The sequence below is a fragment of the Sphingomonas donggukensis genome (genome assembly GCF_023674425.1).
Classification (GTDB): domain Bacteria; phylum Pseudomonadota; class Alphaproteobacteria; order Sphingomonadales; family Sphingomonadaceae; genus Sphingomonas; species Sphingomonas donggukensis.
In genome coordinates, this window is the sequence record NZ_CP098401.1 from 237,388 (window position 1) to 257,119 (window position 19,732).

19 protein-coding genes are annotated in these 19,732 nt (G+C 68.1%); 4 read left to right on the forward strand and 15 right to left on the reverse strand.

Annotation, left to right across the window (positions count from 1 at the left end; translation table 11 throughout):
* Positions 1–5: 5 nt before the first annotated feature.
* From trbE to M9980_RS01205, 12 genes are all read right to left on the reverse strand, one after another.
* A complete protein-coding gene (gene trbE, locus M9980_RS01150; RefSeq protein WP_250752497.1) occupies positions 6–2,414 on the reverse strand; it encodes a conjugal transfer protein TrbE in 2,409 nt (802 codons plus the stop codon).
* 2 nt (positions 2,415–2,416) lie between these two features.
* Positions 2,417–2,686, reverse strand: coding sequence for a VirB3 family type IV secretion system protein (locus tag M9980_RS01155; RefSeq protein ID WP_250752499.1), 270 nt, complete (start codon positions 2,684–2,686; stop codon positions 2,417–2,419).
* Positions 2,686–3,003 carry a TrbC/VirB2 family type IV secretion system protein gene (locus tag M9980_RS01160; protein ID WP_250752501.1) on the reverse strand — a complete coding sequence of 106 codons (318 nt, stop codon included), beginning with the start codon at positions 3,001–3,003 and terminating at the stop codon, positions 2,686–2,688. Before M9980_RS01160 ends, M9980_RS01155 begins: the two co-directional genes overlap by 1 nt.
* 2 nt (positions 3,004–3,005) lie before the next feature.
* A complete protein-coding gene (trbB, locus tag M9980_RS01165; protein WP_250752503.1) occupies positions 3,006–3,920 on the reverse strand; it encodes a P-type conjugative transfer ATPase TrbB in 915 nt (304 codons plus the stop codon).
* 299 nt (positions 3,921–4,219) lie between these two features.
* Positions 4,220–4,666, reverse strand: a complete 447-nt coding sequence (locus tag M9980_RS01170) for a CopG family transcriptional regulator (RefSeq protein WP_250752505.1) — start codon at positions 4,664–4,666, stop codon at positions 4,220–4,222.
* Positions 4,666–6,633 carry a conjugal transfer protein TraG gene (locus tag M9980_RS01175; RefSeq protein ID WP_250752507.1) on the reverse strand — a complete coding sequence of 656 codons (1,968 nt, stop codon included), beginning with the start codon at positions 6,631–6,633 and terminating at the stop codon, positions 4,666–4,668. The genes M9980_RS01170 and M9980_RS01175 overlap by 1 nt, the downstream gene beginning before the upstream one ends.
* A gap of 100 nt (positions 6,634–6,733) precedes the next feature.
* Positions 6,734–8,446, reverse strand: coding sequence for a relaxase/mobilization nuclease domain-containing protein (locus M9980_RS01180; RefSeq protein ID WP_250755016.1), 1,713 nt, complete (start codon positions 8,444–8,446; stop codon positions 6,734–6,736).
* Positions 8,447–8,684: 238 nt separating this feature from the next.
* Positions 8,685–9,476, reverse strand: coding sequence for a transglycosylase SLT domain-containing protein (locus M9980_RS01185; RefSeq protein WP_250752508.1), 792 nt, complete (start codon positions 9,474–9,476; stop codon positions 8,685–8,687).
* The gene (locus tag M9980_RS01190) at positions 9,473–9,979 is read right to left on the reverse strand and encodes a S26 family signal peptidase (protein ID WP_250752510.1); all 507 of its coding nucleotides are present in this window, start codon (positions 9,977–9,979) and stop codon (positions 9,473–9,475) included. The genes M9980_RS01185 and M9980_RS01190 overlap by 4 nt, the downstream gene beginning before the upstream one ends.
* The gene (locus M9980_RS01195; RefSeq protein ID WP_250752512.1) at positions 9,973–10,485 is read right to left on the reverse strand and encodes a DUF2840 domain-containing protein; all 513 of its coding nucleotides are present in this window, start codon (positions 10,483–10,485) and stop codon (positions 9,973–9,975) included. The genes M9980_RS01190 and M9980_RS01195 overlap by 7 nt, the downstream gene beginning before the upstream one ends.
* Entirely contained in the window at positions 10,482–10,763 is a 282-nt protein-coding gene (locus tag M9980_RS01200) for a helix-turn-helix transcriptional regulator (protein WP_250752515.1), read from the reverse strand. Before M9980_RS01200 ends, M9980_RS01195 begins: the two co-directional genes overlap by 4 nt.
* Before the next feature lie 198 nt (positions 10,764–10,961).
* Positions 10,962–11,225 (reverse strand): hypothetical protein, encoded by a 264-nt coding sequence (locus tag M9980_RS01205; RefSeq protein WP_250752517.1) that lies wholly within the window; start codon positions 11,223–11,225, stop codon positions 10,962–10,964.
* A gap of 215 nt (positions 11,226–11,440) precedes the next feature.
* On the opposite strand from M9980_RS01205, the gene M9980_RS01210 reads away from it, so the two are divergent.
* On the forward strand, positions 11,441–13,048 hold the full coding sequence (locus M9980_RS01210; RefSeq protein ID WP_250752519.1) for a hypothetical protein: 1,608 nt from the start codon (positions 11,441–11,443) through the stop codon (positions 13,046–13,048).
* Positions 13,049–13,102: 54 nt separating this feature from the next.
* Here M9980_RS01210 and M9980_RS01215 read toward each other — a convergent pair whose 3' ends face one another.
* The 3 genes from M9980_RS01215 to M9980_RS01225 all read right to left on the reverse strand — a co-directional run bounded on the left by M9980_RS01215 (position 13,103) and on the right by M9980_RS01225 (position 14,879).
* Entirely contained in the window at positions 13,103–13,483 is a 381-nt protein-coding gene (locus tag M9980_RS01215) for an A1S_2505 family phage non-structural protein (protein WP_250752520.1), read from the reverse strand.
* 62 nt (positions 13,484–13,545) lie between these two features.
* Positions 13,546–13,869 (reverse strand): DUF736 domain-containing protein, encoded by a 324-nt coding sequence (locus M9980_RS01220; RefSeq protein ID WP_250752521.1) that lies wholly within the window; start codon positions 13,867–13,869, stop codon positions 13,546–13,548.
* A gap of 596 nt (positions 13,870–14,465) precedes the next feature.
* A complete protein-coding gene (locus tag M9980_RS01225) occupies positions 14,466–14,879 on the reverse strand; it encodes a hypothetical protein (RefSeq protein ID WP_250752522.1) in 414 nt (137 codons plus the stop codon).
* Positions 14,880–15,306: 427 nt separating this feature from the next.
* Here M9980_RS01225 and M9980_RS01230 point away from each other — a divergent pair, with 427 nt between their 5' ends.
* The 3 genes from M9980_RS01230 (at position 15,307) to M9980_RS01240 (ending at position 19,721) form a co-directional block, all read left to right on the forward strand.
* Positions 15,307–15,819, forward strand: coding sequence for an RNA polymerase sigma factor (locus M9980_RS01230; RefSeq protein ID WP_250752523.1), 513 nt, complete (start codon positions 15,307–15,309; stop codon positions 15,817–15,819).
* Positions 15,819–16,736 carry a FecR domain-containing protein gene (locus M9980_RS01235; protein WP_250752524.1) on the forward strand — a complete coding sequence of 306 codons (918 nt, stop codon included), beginning with the start codon at positions 15,819–15,821 and terminating at the stop codon, positions 16,734–16,736. Before M9980_RS01230 ends, M9980_RS01235 begins: the two co-directional genes overlap by 1 nt.
* Before the next feature lie 78 nt (positions 16,737–16,814).
* Entirely contained in the window at positions 16,815–19,721 is a 2,907-nt protein-coding gene (locus M9980_RS01240) for a TonB-dependent receptor (RefSeq protein ID WP_250752526.1), read from the forward strand.
* The last annotated feature ends 11 nt before the right edge of the window (positions 19,722–19,732 follow it).

Genomic DNA, 19,732 nt, shown 5'->3' on the forward strand with positions numbered 1-19,732 from the left:
TTTCTTCAATCGATGAGAGAGACGGCCCAGCCAAGGCCACGCGCCTCGAGCCAGGCTGCAGCGAAACTGTCGCGGCCGTAGGTATCGACGAGATTCGAGATCAGCGTCTGGTCGGTGCGCGACGAGGCGGCGGTGAAGGCCAGGGCGACATCGCCGAGACCCAGTTCGAACAGCCGGTTTCCGCGCCGCGACTGGCAGTAATAGTCGCGCTTCGGGGTCGCGCGGCTCAGGATCTCGATCTGGCGATCGTTCAGGCCAAAGCGGCGGTAGATCGCCGAAATTTGGGGTTCGAGCGCACGCTCGTTGGGCAGGAACAGCCTCGTCGGGCAGCTTTCAATAATGGCGGGCGCGATCGCCGAGCCATCGATGTCGGCAAGGCTCTGGGTTGCGAAGATCACGCTCGCGTTCTTCTTGCGCAGCGTCTTCAACCATTCGCGCAGCTGTCCGGCGAATCCTTCGTCGTCGAGCGCGAGCCAGCCCTCGTCGATGATGATCAGGGTCGGCCGGCCATCGAGGCGCGCTTCGATGCGGTGGAAGAGGTAGGCCAGCACCGCGGGCGCGGCCGGCGTGCCGATCAGTCCCTCGGTTTCGAACGCGAGCCAGTCGGCCACGCCGATCCGCTCCGCCTCCGCGTCGAGCAGGCGGCCCCAGGGCCCGCCGACGGTGAAGGGTGCAAGCGCCTGTTTGAGCGCCTGGCTCTGCAGGAGGACCGCCAGACCGGTCAGGGTGCGTTCGGCGACTGGCGCCGACCCGAGACTCAGCAGTGCGGTCCACAGATGATCCTTGACCTGCGGATCGACCACGACGCCTTCGTGCGCCAGCAACGCGGCCAGCCAATCGACCGCCCAGGCGCGTTCGGCGGCACTGTTGATTCCCGCGAGCGGCTGAAGCGCAACCGCATCTGCGGCTTCCGCAATGCCGCCGCCGAGATCGTGCCAGTCGCCACCGCAGCCAAGCGTCGCAGCGCGGATCGAGCCGCCAAAATCGAACGCAAAGACCTGCGTATTCTCGTAGCGCCGGAATTGCAGCGCCATCAGCGCGAGCAGCACCGACTTACCCGCGCCGGTCGGTCCAACGACGAGGCAATGCCCAACATCGCCGACGTGGAGCGCGAAGCGGAACGGCGTCGACCCTTCGGTCTTGGCCATGAACAAAGGCGGCGCGCCGAAATGCTCATCCTGGCGCGGGCCCGCCCAGACCGCCGAGAAGGGCATCATGTGCGCCAGGTTCAGCGTCGAGATCGGCGGCTGACGGACGTTGGCGTAAACCTGGCCGGGGAGCGAGCCGAGCCAGGCCTCGACAGCGTTGGCGCGCTCGGCGATGCAGGTGAAATCGCGGCCCTGAATGACCTTTTCGACCTGCCGCAGTCGCTCGTCGGCGACACGGGGGTCGGCATCCCAAACGGTAACGGTCGCGGTCACGAAGGCGGTGCCGACCAGATCGGAGCCCAGTTCCTGAAGCGCCAAGTCAGCGTCGGCGGCCTTGTTGGCGGCATCGGAATCGAGCAGCACCGAGGCCTCGTTGGTCATCACTTCTTTAAGGATCGCGGCGACCGACTTGCGCTTGGCGAACCATTGCCGGCGGATGCGGGTGAGCACCTTGGCGGCATCGGTCTTGTCGAGCAGAATGGCCCGCGTCGCCCAGCGATAGGGAAAGGCGAGCGCGTTCAGGTCGTCGAGCAGGCCAGGCCAGGTTTGCGAAGGGAAGCCCAGTACCGACAACGTCCGCAGGTGTACGTTTCCCAGCCGCGGTTCGAAGCCGCCGACCAGCGGTTCGTCGGCAAGGATCGCGTCGAGATACATCGGCGTCTCGGGGACGCGGACACGCTGGCGGCGGGTCGAGACTGTGGAATGGAGATACGACAGGGTTTCCGCGTCGTCGAGCCAGCGCGCCTCGGGCATAAAACCTTCGATCAGCCGCAACAGACGGTCGGACCGATCGACGAACCCGGCGAGCGCTGCGCGGCCGTCGCCTGCGTCCGCTGCGCGACGTTCATAGAGGAAGCCGGTGGCGCGGCCCGCCTCGTCGGCGGGCGGCAACCACAACAAAGTAAGGAAATACGCGCTTTCGAAATGGCTGCCGGCTTCCTCGAACTGCGCGCGGCGTTCGGCATCGACGATGTCCGACACCGCATCGGGAAAGACGCCGGGCGGATAGGCAGCGGCGGCAAGCCGCTGCGCTTCGACGAAGATCGCCCAGCCCGAGCCCAAGCGCCGGAGCGCTCCGTTCAGCCGCGCGGTGATCGCGACCAATTCTGCGGGGGTCGCGCTGTCGAGGTCCGGACCTCGGAAGGATGCGGTGCGCTGGAACGCGCCGTCCTTGTTCAGCACGACCCCCGGCGCCACCATCGCGACCCAGGGGAGGAGGTCGGCGAGGCGGGAGGCGCGTCGGCGGTATTCGGTGAGATTGAGCATCGTCAGACGTCCATCAGCGCGGGGTAGCGAAGGTGACGGCGCACGACGTCGACGAAGGCCGGGTCGTGGCGCGCGGCGAGCACGGCGAGCAGGTGACCGAGAAGCCAAAACAACATGCCGACCAGCCACAGCCTGAGACCGAGCCCCAAAGCGGCGGCGAGCGTGCCGTTGACGATCGCGAGCGTGCGCGGCGCGCCGCCCAGCAGGATGGGCTCGGCCAGTGACCGGCGCACCGGCGCGTAGAAGCCGATCGCTGGCTCGTCGGCGCCCATCAGACGAGGGCTCCGCCGCCGAACGAGAAAAAGGAGAGGAAGAAGCTCGATGCGGCGAAGGCGATCGAGAGGCCGAACACGATCTGGATCAACCGCCGGAAGCCGCCAGAGGTGTCGCCGAATGCGAGCGTCAGGCCGGTCGCGATGATGATGATCACCGCGACAATCTTGGCAACCGGCCCCTGGATCGACTCCAGGATCTGCTGGAGCGGCTGCTCCCATGGCATGTTCGAGCCACCGGCCCAGGCCGGCGACGCGGCGAGCGTCAGGGCGAGCGCCGATGCCGATGCCGCCAGACGGGTCAACCTTGTGGTCATGATCATTCTCCTTCGGGGATGAGCAGGTAGTCGCCGTCGGCGCCGAGCCCGGCGACGCGGGCGAGCGCCGACAGCCGGCGGGCGGGCCCGCGGCCGGAAAGGACGGCGACGAGGTCGATGGTCTCGGCGATGAGCGCGCGCGGCACGGTGACCACGGCTTCCTGGATGAGCTGCTCGAGACGGCGCATCGCGCCGAGCGCGCTGCCGGCATGGAGCGTGCCGATGCCGCCGGGATGGCCGGTGCCCCAGGCCTTAATCAGATCGAGCGCCTCGGCGCCGCGCACCTCGCCGATCGGAATGCGGTCGGGACGCAGGCGCAGCGCCGAGCGGACGAGGTCGGCGAGGCTTGCCGCGCCGTCGCGGGTGCGGAGCGACACGAGGTTGGGCGCGGCGCATTGCAGTTCGCGGGTGTCCTCGATCAGCACCACCCGGTCGCCGCTCAAGGCAACCTCGGCCAGGAGCGCGTTGACCAGTGTCGTCTTGCCGGTCGATGTGCCGCCGGCGACGAGGATGTTGCGGCGCTCGCGGACAGCACAAGCCAGCATGTCGGACTGGACGCCGGTCATGATCCCGGCGGCGACATAGTCGGCGAGGCTGAAGACCGCGACCGCTGGCTTGCGGATAGCGAAGGATGGCGCGGCGACGATCGGTGGGAGCAGGCCTTCGAAGCGTTCGCCGGTTTCGGGAAGTTCGGCCGAGACGCGCGGGGCGCCGGCATGGACCTCGGCGCCGACGTGATGCGCAACGAGGCGGACGATCCGCTCGCCATCGGCCGGCGACAGGCACGCGCCGGTGTCGGCAACCCCGTCGGTCAGCCGATCGACCCACAGCCGCCCGTCCGGATTGAGCATGACCTCGACGACCGCGGGATCGTCGAGGAAACCGGCGATCGCCGGCCCGAGCGCCGTGCGCAGCATGCGTGTGGCGCGGGCGTGCGTCTCCGATCGCAGAATCGCAGGGTTTGCGGGCATTGGAACCTCGTCTTTTCAGGCGTTGCTCGAAGCGAGCCGCTCGATGACAGGCGAACCCATGAACCGGGATTTGCGAGGCCCGCAACCGTTTCACGGGCGTAGTAGGGTGGTAGCGTGCAACGGCAGAAAGAAGGGCGGGAGCACTCGTAAGCCGATCGTGCGTGTCGCAGGTTTTGTCCGCTGATCAGCTCGTCAACGGGCCTTTTCGAGTCGGCCCCTGGCGTGTGCCCGCTCGGTCGACCCGATCAGTCGTGCGGGCGGAGATCGTCGGCCGCGTCGGACAAGCCGAGGTCGAGCGCGATCTCGTCGCCGACCCGTGTCCCGCTCGCGACCCTGCGCCCGAGCGCCTCGATGAAGCGCTCGTAGCGCTCCTGCCCCTTGGCACGGGCGGCGGGCGTGCCCTGCTCGGGAAGCGCGGGCGTTGCGGTCAGCCAGAAGCGGATGAACAGTGCGTGGGTCTCGAGCGCGATTGTGTCGTTGCGCTCGAGCCGGTCGAGCAAGCGAATGATCCGGTCGAGCCGTTTGATCGTGGCCGCATCGCGACGATCGGCGTCGTCGCCGGTCAGGAACGACGCCACCGCTGCTTCGGCGACCAAAGATTTGGGACTGCCGCTCTTTCTGGCGAATGCCTCGAGCGCGCCCAGCGTCGCCGGTTCGAGGTAGATGGTGAGCTGGGCCTTGCGCGCGGGCATCAGTAGAGCTCCACGCCATCGTCGGGGTCGAGGCTCGCGGTTCGCGCGACGGTCTGTGCGAGTTGGTTGAAGCGCTGGGCCTGTGCCGCCTCGTCGTCGGCGTCGTCGGCACCGGGATCAAACTCGTTCGCGACGACCGGCGGCGGCTGCGCGACCTCCTCGTGATCGCCGAGTTCGGGTTCGCGGCGGATACCGCCGTTGGCTGCATCGGGCGATGAGGTCCGTTCGCGCAAGGCGGTCGACGGCGCGATGGCCGCGCATCCCGACCAGTCATCCGCCACTGCAGCTCCGCGCACCGGCGCGGGCGGCGCTGCCACCCGGCCGGCAAGCGCGGGGTCGGTGAAGTAGCGCGCTTTGGTCGCGCGTACCGGCTTGGCGCCGGCGACCATCACGATCGCGTCGTCGACCGGCAGCTGCATGACTTCACCGGGCGTCAGGAGCGGTCGCGCGGTTTCCTGGCGCGAGACCATGAGATGACCGAGCCAGGGCGAAAGGCGGTGGCCGGCATAGTTCTTCATCGCGCGCAGCTCGGTCGCGGTGCCGAGTGCGTCGGAGATCCGTCGCGCCGTGCGCTCGTCGTTGGTCGCGAACGCGACCCGGACGTGGCAATTGTCGAGGATGGCGTTATTAGGTCCGTACGCCTTTTCGATCTGGTTGAGCGACTGAGCGATGAGGAAAGCGCGGATGCCGTAGCCGGCCATGAAAGCCAGCTGGCTTTCGAAGAAGTCGAGGCGGCCAAGCGCTGGAAACTCGTCGAGCATCAGCAGCAGTCGTTGACGCTGTGCACCGCCGAGACGCTCGGTCAGTCGTCGGCCGATCTGGTTGAGGATCAACCGGACCAGCGGCTTGGTGCGCTGAATATCGGAAGGGGGCACGGCCAGGTAGAGCGAGACCGGCACCGGATGCTCGATGAGATCGGCGATGCGCCAGTCGCAATGGCCGGTCACCGCGGCGACCACCGGATCGCGGTAGAGCGAGAGGAAGCTCATCGCGGTCGAGAGCACGCCCGAGCGCTCGTTCTCGCTTTTGTTGAGCAACTCGCGCGCAGCGGCGGCCACGACCGGATGCGCCCGCTCGCCCAGGTGCGGGGTGCTGAGCATCGCATCGAGCGTGCGGGCGATCGACCGCGACGGGTCGGAGAGAAAAGTCGCGACCCCGGCGAGCGTCTTGTCGTGCTCGGCGTACAGGACATGGAGGATCGCGCCCACCAGCAACGAGTGGCTGGTCTTTTCCCAATGGTTGCGCTTCTCGAGCCCGCCTTCGGGATCGACCAGGATGTCGGCGATGTTCTGGACGTCACGGACTTCGAGGTCGCCGCGCCGGACCTCGAGTAGCGGATTGTAGGCCGCACTCGCGCGATCGGTCGGGTCGAATCGCAGCACGCGTCCGAAGCGCGCGCGATAGCCCGCGGTGAGCGTCCAGTTCTCGCCCTTGATGTCGTGGACGACGGTGGAGCCCGGCCAGGTCAGCAACGTCGGGATGACCAGACCGACGCCCTTGCCCGAGCGGGTCGGCGCAAAGCACAACACATGCTCGGGGCCATCGTGGCGCAGATAGTCCTGTCCAAAGCGCCCGAGCACGACCCCCTTGCCGTCGAGCAGCCCGGCGCCCCGCACGTCGCGGCGTTCGGCCCATTCCGCCGATCCATAGGTCGTGACGTGGCGCGCCTCGCGCGCGCGCAGGATCGACAGGAAGATCGCCACGCCGACCGAGACGATCCCGCCGGCCGCCGCGATCGCGCCGCCTTCCGCAAAGACGTGCGGGGCATAGGCCTCGTACTGGAACCACCAGACGAAGAGCGCGAATGGCGCGTAGACCGGGACACCATGCCAGATCCATAAGGGCGGTCCGAGCTGCGACTGGAACCCGAGCCGCCATGCGGTCCACTCCGTCGCACCCCATAGAAAGGCGAGCGCGACCAGCAGCACGAGCGTGACCTGCCCCCAGAAGATCTTCGTTCCAGACACCTACGGCCTCCTTGCCGAAAGCAACTATCGGTGGCGGGGGCGGCCGATATTCAAGGGACGCACGAGCGCAATCGCAGCGCGGCGCGCAAATCGGACGGGATCAGATCGAAATGCCGCGGTCACGGCTGCGCGACCAGTCGATCCCGCCGGGGCCGGCGATGCCGTCGACCTGCCCGCCCCGGTGCCGCTCAAGGCCCGGTGACCAGGGGACGAGCTGAAACCCCAGACCATTGTCGATCATCGCGAAGCGGCCCGAGGCCAGGTTGAGACGTCGGCGAAACACGCCACTGACCGCATCACCAGCCTCGACGGTTTCGAAGGCAAGCCCGGTCTGACCGGCGAGCCGTCGCCCCTCGCGCGCCAGGTCGCGCCGCCTGAGGTCGTCGAGCATCCCGGGCGCGAACGACCAGCTGCTGCCGTTGCGACGGGCAAGACCGAGTTTCGAGAGCTGGTCGGCGCGCTCGGCGAGCGCTGTGTTCACCTCGGCGCCGAACCCGCGATCGGCCAAGGCGACCGGGGTTCGCGCGACGAGTTGTCGGTCCAGCCAGGTGGCGCCTTCGGCCGTGACCTGCTGGTCGAGCGTCCAGTCGGAGCGCACCGCCAGCGCGGTCCGCTGAGCGCTGCGGGCATCGGCGAACTGGCGCAGCTCGACGATCGCGCCATCGACGGGCTCGCCGAGCGCGGCGACCGAAGGCAAGGCCACGTGGTGCACGCGGCCGTCGGCACCGTCGATGATCGCGAACGCCGTCCCAGCCAGTTCGTTGTCGAGGCCGTGCGCAGCGAGGCGCCCGATCACCGGCTGGCCTGCAGCGCTCGCGTCGAGCACCCAGTCGGCCGGTGCGCTGCCCTCGCCCATCGCCCGGTGCATGCGTCTGATGACGTCGCCGCGGATCGAGAGGTCGCGCAGCCGCGCCTCTGCCTCGGCAGCGAGCGCCCAGCGACCCGCGCCGACGGATGCCGCCAACCCGAGCCGTTCGAGCGTGTGCATCCGACCGATGCGGTGGAAGCGTAAGGGGTCGGGCGAGCCGCCGGGCCGCAGGTCGATGATCCCGTCGGCGCGCGCCGCCTCGCGGCCGAGCAGCCGGTCGAGCCGCGTCCACCGCTCGGCGCCAACCTCGGCGTCGAGAGCGCGGCGTATCTCGAGCTCGGACTTCGGCCCCAGCTCCTGCGTTACGAGCGCGCCGGCTCGCGCGCGCAAGCCGCGTGAAATATAGTCACGACCGATCACCAGATTCTCGCCATCCTCGTCCCGGCCGCGAACCAGGATGTGGACGTGCGGATGGGCCGTGTTCCAGTGATCGACCGCCACCCAGTCGAGCCGCGTACCAAGGTCGCGCGCCGCATCGTCCAACAGCGTGCGGGTGAAGTCCTTCAGGCTGTCGAGTTCGGCCGCGTCATCGGGCGAAACGATGAACCGGAAATGGTGTCGGTCCTCCGCGCAGCGCTCGGCGAAGGCGCGCCCGTCGACAACCTCATCGGTAGCCCCGAACAATCGCCCGGGCTCGCCGTCGCGCGTGACCCCGTCGCGCTGCAGATAGGCGACATGGGCGCGCAATGCTCCCACGCTCCCGCGCATGCGGACCACCCGCGCCTTGACGATCGCGCCGCGCGAGCGATCGCCGAGCAGACGGTGCGCCGCAACGCTCGATGCGCGTCCACGGCCGAAGGTCGAGCGAGCGCTGCGTCCGCCTGCTTCCAGGCCGCCCGCCTTCTGCGCCGACTTGAGCGCGGTCGCGAGGAAGGTTTTCGCGCCTTTTGCCTTGGCTGATCGGATGCGACCCGGGCGGACCTGGAAACGGCGATCGTCGCTCATCGACGCCAAAAAGGTGCTGAAACCCCAGGAAAGCCGCCACTCCTGCGGGAGGCGCACGTTGCGGCGCTGAGCGGCACCTTGCTCCAAGCACTTGTACCAGCGTTCTTTTTCCTCCGACCCGACCGTCCGCACCTTGCGGCCTTTATCCTGCCCTCCACGGTCGGTTCCAAATTGCCGCCATCCTCCCGACGGCAACAGGCGATGTCGCGGTCGCACCGGTCCGAGCGAGCAGGCCCGATCATCGCGACGCCCCTCCCGACGATGACTCGACGAAAAGCGTATCGGAACGTGGTGAAACGGACCGGATGAGGTCGACCCGCGGCGCAGTCTTGCCGCTGGGATTCGGCGATGCGTTTACGTCCGGCGGTGCAGCTGCGCCGACCGTCGGCTGCGCTTCGGCCGTCGTCCGAGCGCGCGTTGTCGAAGCGATGATCGGCAGCGCGACCGTAGTCCGCGCGACGAAGATCGGTGCGGCGAACGGGGACAGTCGCGGGGTCCCGAGCGGTTGCACCGGCACCCCAGCCGCGCCGGGCGCGATCACGGGCGACAGGCGAGCGAGATAGCGCTGGGTCTCGCCAGGCAGCGGCCGACCGGTTGCCAGATGGTCTTCCCATCGGCCGGGGCCGGCGTTGTAGGCGGCAAGCATGCCGTAGGCGCCGAAACGGTCGTGCAACGCGCGCAGATAAGCAGTGCCGGCGAGGACATTGTCACGCACTGCGAACGGATCGGCACCGAGGCCGTGACGCCGCCGGAGGTCGGCGTAGGTCGCGGGCATGATCTGCATCAGCCCCATCGCGCCCGCCGACGACACCGCGCGGGCATCGCCCCCGCTCTCCGCGCGCACGATCGCCCAAATCCACTCGACGGGTATGCCGAAGTGGCGTGACGCCTCGTCGACCGCGGCGGCGACGGTGCGAAGCCGGTCGGACTGCTCGTCCGGCGCGGTCGCGGCGGCAGCGAGGGGACGAGCGGAGAGTAGGATGAGCGCGACGACCAGTACGCACTGACGACGTGACGGAACGCGCTTCACCGGTCGTTCCGGGTCCAGAGCGGCGTCGCGACGCCGATCATCGCAGCGCGCGGCAGCGGCCCGAAATAACGTCCGTCGAGGGCGTCGCGGACGCCGGGGCTGAGTACGAACAACTCATCGGACCCGAGCGACCGGCAGCCGTGCCAGCACGGCAGCGGACGGCCGCGCCGGTCGTGCGCGAGCGCGAGGGCAACGACGCGGCCGTCGACCGTGACGCGGTTACCGAACCGGCAGAGCCGCTGCCCAGGCTGCGCAGCGATCCGCTTCAGCAGCGGTACGTGCTCGGGCAAATAGCCGCGGGCGGCGAACAGCCGTGCCAGCCGCGGTGGCGGCAGCACCAGGACCAACGCACCGCGACGCGGCAGCGTGGTTGGTTCGACCCGGTAAAGTCCGACCGGTGCGCTGGGCGTCGCGTTCCATACGAGACGCGGCAGCGGTGGCGCGAGCGCGGGCCCGGCAAGCAAGGCGATGCCGGCGAGCGCTACGACCGTCCGGCTCAGCATGACGCCGTCGCTTGCCGAAGGCGCCAGGCGCGATGCCGCGCGAGTGTATAGGTGCGCGGCGTCGAGCGTGCGGTGAGATGGTGATGAACCTGCCGCCAGTGGTCCGGGCAGATGTCGGCGGGGTCGAGGCCGATGGTGTCGATCGCGTCGATCGCCGCGAGCGTCTCGGCGACCGACGGCCAGCCGGCGAGGCGCAGCAGCGGGATGCCGCCGGGGGTCACGCCCGGCACTGTCGACAAGGGTTGGCCCGGCATCGCCGCCGTCAGGATGTCGATGCGGGAGAGGACCGTGCCGAACGTGTTCGACCGCCAGCGCACGAACGCGAGAATGGTGCCGGGGCTGAACCAGAGCGCGCGGCGGCGGCGATCGATGATTGTCTCGGCGACCGCGTTGCCGAAGCGAACCCAATGCTCGATCTCGCCGGGCCGATGGATCAGGTCGACGCGCGTCTGACCATCGATGTTGGACGGCGCCAGCGGCGCGCCAGCGGGCGCAACCGCGGTCACCGCGACCGATCCTGGTAATAGGGCGCGATGGCGGCATGCCGTTTGGCTGGCAGCACGACATCGCCGGTCTCTTCGCTCGTCGAACGCTTGGCGCCGCGTTCGGCCCACGCCTGAAGGTCTTCGACCCGGTAGACGACGCGCCCGCCGATCTTCGAATAACGGGGGCCCGTGCCGTAGCAGCGGTGCTTCTCGAGCGTGCGACCGGAAAGGCTCAGGAAGCGCGCCGCCTCGGGGGTTCGCAGGTAGCGCGGTGGCAGGGACAGTGTGGCATCGGGCATGAGCGGTCTCCAGCGTTTGGGCGGCGGCGCTGGCGCGCGCCGCCGCAGCGCTGGCTTGATTGGCAAAGCAGGCGTGGCGTGGGGCGGCTCGAAAACAGCGCGCGCGAAAATCGATCCCCGTGGGCGTGCCATCCGGGCCCTGGCGCGAACGGTCCCAGCCGGCGGCGGGTAGTGGCACCGCCGGTGGATCCTGTGCGCTCAGGCCGCGAATGGATCGTAGGTGGTGATGATGGCCTGCGGATCGCCGTCGAATTCGGCGGCTTCGAGCACCCCGAAGCGACGATCGTCGAACTGGATGATCAGGATTTCGACCATGAGGGTCCGGGCGAGGTTCCACGCGCGGCGTTGGGCCTGTTGAAGCGACATCTCGTTGGCTCCTGTCTTCGGAGCGAGGCGCATCCCCGCTCGACAGGCGCCCGGCAGGCCGGGGCCGCGCTGCACGTCACCGCGCAGCGGTCGCACGCGCCAGCGTAAGCGAACCCTTTACGGGTTGACGGAAAGCGGCGCGGACTCGGCCAGGGCAGCCTTCGAGAGAGCGGGGTGCGGTTTGTCTCCGGGCGGAAGCCGCAGGATCGTTCGGCGCTCAGCCAAGTGTGGATGCTCCCCACCCCCAATAAGGGGACCGGCAATCGCTACTGGTCTGGCGCGAACCCGCGACCCTGTGCGAATGCGCGTAGATGCCGATATCCCAAGCCTATTTCGAACTGGGCGACATCCAGCCGCTGAAGCAGCGCGCTTGGATTCCGCTGCGTGAGATCACCGAGACGACGCTCGAGCCGCCGGAGACCAATATCGTCCGGCTCGAAACATGGTCCGGCATCGCGACGGCGGCGGTCGAGCGTGGGCACCGGACGGCGGCCGAGGCGATGGGCTGGTCGAACGGTCTGGGCGTCGACGCCCACCGCGCCGGCGTCGAGAGCTGGGGTTACAAATCGTCCGATGTGTTTCGCGATTGGAGCAAGCCGCTCGGCGTCAACCTAGTGATTGACCAGCACGTCGAACAGGACGACCGCTCGATCTGGCACCTCCATCCTGATCTGGTGACGGCGCTCGGATTGGTCCGCGAAGGCGATAGCTGGTTTCGGCCCGAGGAAGGCTGGGTCGAGGTCGTCCGCTTGAAGCATGACGAGACCGGCAAGCCGCGGCTTGTCGAGATAAGACCCGAGTTCCTCGGCGATTACCTCGCCGCCCGCGACATGGCGCTCTACTGCTCGAGCTATCACGAACGCGTGCAGGTCACGGCGACGAAGCCCAAGTTCACCTGGTCGAAGGATCACTACCAGCAAGCGAGCGGACGCGATCGGCGCGAAGGGATTATCACCGAAGCGGACTATCCCGATCCCGACGAGCATTTTTGGACGCGCGGCGCGCTGTGGCGGACCGAATGGGTCGAGGCCGGTACGCTCAGTACGCGCGTACGCGGCGACGACGATCCGTACACGACGACTTTCGCGCTGAAGAACGACGGGACGCGCGCCACCGCAGCGCAACTCTCAGGCGCCATGAGCTGGCTTTATTTCGAGCCGGCCGTCGTCGCGACGCTGCTGCGCCACCGAAGCGCCAGACTGCACTGGTTCTCGCAGGAGACGGGATCGCTGGGCGCGACGAACTTCGGGGTTCATTTTGGTGTAAACGACCTTGGTCTGATCACCGTCTTCGCCAAGGACATCGGTGGTCTCGCGCCGTGGGAACAGCGCCTGTGGAGCGCCCAAAACGTGACCCCCGACGGCGGCGTTTCGAAGGAGTTGTTCGCTGCGCAAATGGAGGTCAACCCGGCTGCGACGGTCGCGCCCGAGCAGGAACTTCCGGACGCCCTGACAAAGCTCAATGTGGCATTCGCGGCGCGGCACGGGGCGCCGCTGCTGCGCGATCACGACACCGTCCCGGCGCTCCTCAAGCGGGCGCACCGGTTCGTGGCGGCGGAACCGGACGGCTTGCTTGACCTTGCCAAGGAACTGACCCGGCTGTTTGCGGAACGCATCGACGTCGACGCCGTGATGAGCGCGATCGGGCTTCCCAAGTCCGACAAGAAGCCGGGATCGATGAAGGTGCTGGAAAAGCTGATCGAACACCATCGGACCGCAGCCGAGGCGAGCACGACGATGGCACCGCTGTTTGGCATTTACGACCTGCGCTTGGCCGACGCCCATCTCGGCTCGGGAAAAGTTGCAAGCGGCAAGGCGCGTGCGGAGGTGGTCGATGGTGACCCTGCGGCGATGCAGGGGCGACAGCTGCTACGCAGCTTCGTCGATACGCTGCGGGCGATCACGACCGTCCTGACATAGCCGGGCCGATCCGATCGCGATCACCCGCGGCGTCTGTCAAACTGCCTCGAAGCGCTACGCCGGCCGTCTTGGATGCGCCGAAAAGGCGACCGGCAAATCGACGTTGACGGGAGCATCGGCGAACATCGGCGCGATCTGGTCCGGGCGGTATCCGGCCTTGCCGCAGCCGATGGGCGTCAGTTCGAACGCAAGGTCGGGATGCTGGTGCGCGTAATCCAGGAACGCCGCGACATGGACCTGGATAACCTGCAGCGGCAGCACGTGCAGGTCGTGGTCCTTGGTGGGAATCGCGTAGGGGTTGCCCTGGCGACCGATCCCCTGGCCGTAGTTTGCTCCACGATGCCGGCGCGCCCACAGCGCCGCGCCCTTGCCGTGGCGACCGGCGAGATTGGATCCGAAGACGAAGATCGGGACGTAAGGACAGCGGGACATCATCGGTCTCCTCATCGTGATGAGCCCCGCCCGGCGCGAGCCGGGCGGGGCGTCGATCGGCGGGCTCAGTCCCGGCGGCCGTTGGGGCGCGACCAGATCAGGCTGTAGGTGCCGCCTTCGTCGTCCTCGAAGAGGTTGGCGTAGATCGGCGCGGTGAAGCTCGGATCGTCGAGCTTGACGGCGAGGTAGTCGCGACCGGTGGACTGCGCGGTTTCGGACCAGGCGGCGCCGATCTCGGCGCGGCCGACGAAGACGCGGTGGGTGGGGGCCTTGTCGTTGCCGCTCTTGTCCTGGGGGACGATGCGGACGTTCTTTGCCTGCACCGAGAGGGTGACGATCTCGCCGGCGAATTCGTTGCCGGTCTGCTTGAAGGTGCCGATGTTGGCCATGTCGAAGTACCTTTCCTCAATTGCTCGGTTCCGCGCCCATCGCGGTCCCGATGGCTTGTCGACCGGCCGGGGCGAGCGGCGCCGCACCTGACAAGGCTGAAGCGCAGCGGAAGACGGTAAGCGGGGACTTTCTTGCCTCGCGATGCAAAGGCGCTCGCCAGAGCGCCGGCGGAAGAAAGTCTGGAAGCGCACCGTTGCGGCCAGCCGATCGAGGGCGTAGCCCGGACCCGGCCAGACACCAGCCCATGGAGGGATCGCGTCGGGCGCGGAGCGGACAATGCCCCAAGGAAAGATCCTCGGCGTGGCCCAAGGATGGCGGCAAGAGGACGGGGACGGGCGGCGCAGAATGAGAAGCCTCGGCGCAACCAAGGGACGGCCGCGAGCGCCGGAGGAGTGCCGCACCAAAGGCCAACGCCCGTGTCCCAGCCTCGGCCGCAAAGTGAGTCGGCGCGCCTTGCCGCGCCGCTTCGTCACCAATCGCTACAGCGCCACAGGCATTGCCAATCGGGCTAGCCGCTCGACCAGTCTCCGACGCAGACGGGCAAACCACCGCTCGTCGAGCGCGCGCCCATCAACCGCCGGGGCCCGGTACCGCGTCAGCCCCGCGCGGATCGCGCCGTGGTAGCCAGTCGCGCAGCCGTTGTACACGCGATCACGACGGACGCGATGCTCGAGAGCGCCGTCCGCCATCCGTCGGTCATGGCGCCAACTGCGGTCACGCCGAAGATCGCGTGATAGCCAGCGACGCCAGCCGGAATACTGAACAGCGCGACCGTGACGATCCGGACCGATAGCGAGCGCGAACAGAGCAGCATACGGCCCGCATTCACTGCGAAGACCGCCGTAATCGTCGCGACAATTGCGGCGCCGAGCCACCCGGCACCGGTCCGATAGGCGAGGACAGCGCCGAAAAGGCCGAGGCCAAGTGGCAGCGCGTAAGTGGAGCACGTGATGAGCAGCCAGAGGAGGCCGACCAGGGCGACGAGCGCGAGACACAAAGCGAGGATCATGTTGAGCTCCGGACAAGAAAAAGCCGGAGCGTCGCCACCACCACCATGACGCTCGTTGCTTTGATATCACACCGGCCGCACCTGTAAAAGTCGCGCCGGACAAGGTCTTGCGGCGCGACTCGAAAGCGTTAGACTCGTGCCTGCACCGGGCTTGGGGCCGCGGGGCCAGGGCGTGAGAACCCTGCTTGCATTCGTTCTTCCCGCCGGCACATCGCCGCGTCCGGGCGGCCGACGCATATGTCCAGGCTCCTAGCGAGCTAAAGGCGGCGGCGCATGGTCAAGCATGTTCTCAACGCCCGGCACCCGCCGTCAGCGGTGCTGGATGAGGGAGATGCGCGGTGGTGCGTGGCGTGAGGACGGAGCCGTGACGGCGCAGCGCGCGGTGCGAGCGGCAACCGAGCCGTTCGGCGCGATCGGCGACGAGACGGTGCTGACCGACGCCGATCGCGCGGCGATGCGCGAACAGTGGCGGACGGTCGAGGCGCTCTACCGCGACGAGGCGCCGCACTTGGCGCGCTACTTCGAGCGGCGCGTAGCGCGCGACGACGTGCTCGATCTCGTGCAGGAAAGCTTCCGTCGCATCCTCGGTCATCGCCCGGAGCATCCGGGATCGTTTCTCGGCCGTACCGCGGCCAATCTCGTGCTCGAATTCCGCCGCGTCGCGGCGCGTCGCCAGGCGCGAGCGCACGAGAGTTACGAGGAGCATCATTCCCCGTCGGTCGATCCGCTGCCGCACCTGGAGGCGCGTGATACGCTCGCCCACCTGCACGCGGCGCTCAATCAATTGAAGCCCAAGACGCGCAACATCTTCCTCATGAGCCGGATCGAAGGCATGACGTATGCCGAGATAGCGGAAGCTTACGGCATGAGCGAAGAAGGTGTGAAAAAGCAGGTCGCCACCGCGATGCACCATGTGCGGCGCCGGGTCGGCGACCTTTGATGATCCCGCGCGCGCGTCGGCAAGCGCTCGACTGGGACGACCGGCTCAAGCGCGATCGCTCGCCCGAAACGCGTGCCGAGTTCGAGGCGTGGCTCGCAGCCGATGCAGCCAATCGCGCGGAGTATGCGCAGATCAGTGCGCTCGACACGCTGATGGCGGAGGGAAAGTTCCGCTCAACCCGACCGGCGCCGCGCGAATCCCGGCGGCTGTGGCCCGCGCTGGCGACCGCCGCGGCGGTCGGCGCGGTCGCCGTCGTCGCACTGGTCGGGTCGCCGTTCTCCAATCGGCTCGGCGGCCCGTCGCTGACCTCTTCGGCGGAGGCGCAGCTGACGCGACCGATCCGGCTTGAGGATGGCACGCTGGTGATCCTCAGCGCCCAGGCTAGGGCGGAGCCACGCTTCTCGACCGAGCGGCGGCAGGTGACGCTACGGGACGGCTCGGCACGGTTCCTGGTCGCCCGCGATCCGGCCCGGCCGCTCGTGGTCGTGGCCGGCAAGGTGCGCGCGACGGCCACGGAGGGCGTATTCGATGTCGATGCGGTCGCGGCTGGCGGACGGGTCACCGCGCGACGCGGATCAGTCGCGGTCGAACCCCGCGACGGCGGACAGACCTCACCCACACAGACTGTCGCGGCACTGCAGAGCATCGACGTCGCGACCATGACCGTCTCGCCTGCCCCCCAGCGCGAACGCGTGACGGTCATCGAGGCGGATGGACTGGCGCTCGACGACGTGATCCGCATTGCGAACGACGGCGGCGGCGTTCCGCTGGCGGTTGCGTCGCAGGCGCTTGGCGCGCGGCGCGTCACCGGTCGCTTCGACCTGAGCGACCACCGCGTCCTGGCCCGCCGCCTCGCTGCGGCCCTTGGCCTAGGGAGCAACGACGAGGGCGGCCGCCTCCTGCTCGCGCCGCCGTAACTATTTCCGGCCCCTCCCGACGCCGCCGTCATGGGGGCCCGCGGACCGTCATGACGACGGCCGGGGAGAGGGGCGGCGATGAAGGGCTATCCATATTATCTGGCGTGTACCGCGGCGGTGGCGCTGATCGCCGCTCCGGCAGCGGCGCAGGCGCCCGCCGAGCGACAGCGCTACGAAATCGAAGCGCAGGAGCTTGGCGCAGCGCTCCGGGCATTTTCTCGCGCATCGGGCCGGGATGTCCTGGCCGACGATGCGATCATCGCCGGCAAGCGCTCGAAGCGCGTCGCCGGCGAGCTTGATGCCCGCGCCGCACTGACCCGGTTGCTGAGGAGTTCGGGACTTCGAGCCGAGCTCGTCGATGGCGGCTTCGTCATTCAGCTAGCGTCCGGCGCGGGCGAGGAGGGAAACGCGACAGAGATCGTCGTGACCGGCACGCGCATCCGCGGCGCCGCCCCGGTGGGTTCTCCGGTCACCGTCGTTGACCGCACGGCGATCGAGCGCAGTGGTCGCGGGACGGTGCAGAGTCTCTTCGAGACGATCCCCAGCAATTTCGGGGGCGGATTCAACGAGAGCGTCGCCGGGACGACTTCGCGAAACGCAGCAGGCGAAAATGCCGCGCTTGGATCGAGCATCAATTTGCGCGGTCTCGGCGCCTCGTCGACCCTGGTGCTGTTCGATGGCAATCGACCTGCACTTGGCGGCGTCAACGGTACGTTCGCCGACATCTCGCTAATCCCGCAGCTCGCGATCGAGCGCATCGAGATACTGACCGACGGATCGTCGGCGCTTTACGGAAGCGACGCGGTCGCCGGCGTGGTCAATTTCCGCTTTCGCAAGAACTTCTCTGGATTTGAAAGCTTGGCGCGAGCGGGAACGGCCGATGGGGACTTTGGCGAGTATCAGCTTGGCCAGCTCGCGGGCGTCACCTGGGGCGGCGGCAGCGCGACGGCTGCTTATCAGTATAGCGAGCGCGGCAGTCTGCCGGGCGCGCAGCGCCGCTATGCGACCGACGACCTTCGGCCATTTGGCGGCGGCGATTTCCGTTCACTCTTTACGACGCCCGGCACGCTGATCGCCGCCAATGGGGCAATCTTCGGCATTCCGGCGGGGCAGGACGGACGCTCGCTGACGCGAGGGCAGCTGATACCCGGCCAGATCAGCCGGCGCGACGTGCGCAAGGAGACCGATCTGCTCGCGGCGCAGCGCAGCCATGCCGTCTATGTCGCGGCCGATCAGAAGGTAACCGACTGGTTGAGCGGCTATGTTCGTGGATTCTATGCGCGGCGCGAGTTCGACTTCACGCGGTCGCTGGCACCCGAAGTGCCGGTCCGCGTGCCGGTTACCAACGCCTTTTATGTCGACCCTATCGGCACGCGCGAGCCCGTCACCGTGCGCTATGACTTCAAGGCCGATTTCGGGCTCGAGCGGCGGATCGGCAGTGTCGACGGTGCCACCGGCACCGCCGGTCTGGCCGCGCGGTTCGGGCCATGGCGGGTGGATCTGTCGGGCAGCTATGGCCGGCAGGTCGAGCATCAGGACGCGCTCAATCTCGTCAACAGCTTCCGCTTGACGGCAGCGCTGGCCGATCCCGACCCTGCGACGGCGTACAATGTCTTTGGCGACGGCAGCGACACCAATCCGGCGACGATCGATCGCATCCGCGGAAGCCGGCTGACGCGCACGCGATCCGTGGTGTGGTCGGGAGCGCTCCGCGCCGACGGTCCGCTATTCGCGCTTCCCGCCGGAAGCATCAGGCTGGCGGTGGGCGCCGAACACCGCGACGAACGGCTCAGCACGGTCACTACCACCGATTTCCGCGGTCCGGGTCCGACGACCGCCAATCTGATGGGATTGCCGGCGTCGCGCGGCATCGACGCCGTCTATGGCGAGTTGCTGGTTCCGCTGCTGGCGGCAGCACCGGCGTTTCCCGGGTCGCTCGACGTCACGATCGCGGCGCGCCACGAGCGATATAGTGATTTCGGGGCGACCACCAATCCCAAGGTCGGGATCGCCTGGCGGCCGCTCAAGGGCATGACGCTACGGGGCTCATTCGGCCGATCGTTCCGTGCGCCTGGATTCGGCGATCTCGTCGGGCCCTCGGGCAATCTTTATCAAACGCTCGAGCTGGACGATCCACAGTCGCCAACGGGCAAGTCGATCGCGCTGGGATTGTTCGGCTATTCCACCGGCATCGGCCCAGAGAAGGCCACCACTTGGACGACCGGCGCCGACCTCGCCGATTGGCCGATCGACGGCCTCAAGGCCAATGTCACCTATTTCAACATCGGCTATCGGGACCGGATCGCGTCGGCGACGGCAGACTTCGCCAACTATCTCACCCGGCGCGACGTTTATGGGGCGTTGATCGACGAGAATCCCGCGCCTTCGGCCGTTGCGGGCTATTTCGCGGATCCGTTGTTCTTCAACCCGCTCGGCGTCACGCCCGGCCAGGTCACGGTCATCATCGACGCACTGCTTCGCAACCTTTCGTCGACGACGGTGCGGGGGCTGGATGTCGATGTCGAACTGTCGCGACCGTTAGGGACTGGAACGGCGATGCTCGGCCTTTCCGGGACGCGGCTGTTCGCGATCGACCAGCAGATCACCGCGACATCGCCCGCGGCCAACATCGTGTCGACGATCGGCAATCCCGTGCGGTCGCGCTGGCGCGCCCGCACCGGCTGGAGCTCGTCCACTGTTGATGCGACGCTGTTCGTCAACCGCGTCGGCGGCTATCGCAACCAGACCGTTACGCCGGTCGAGACGGTGCGCTCCTGGACGACCGTCGATGCCTCGATCGGCTATCGCTTTCCAACGCCCGGGCCGCTGCACGCTGCGCGGCTGGCGCTGAGCGCGCTCAACCTGTTCGATGCCGACCCGCCCTACGTCACCAATCGCTCGTTCGATTCGACGCTCGGCTATGATCCCGAACAAGCGAGCGCCGTGGGGCGCCTGCTCGCAGTTCAGCTGACGATCGGCTGGTGAGCGCGCTCGCG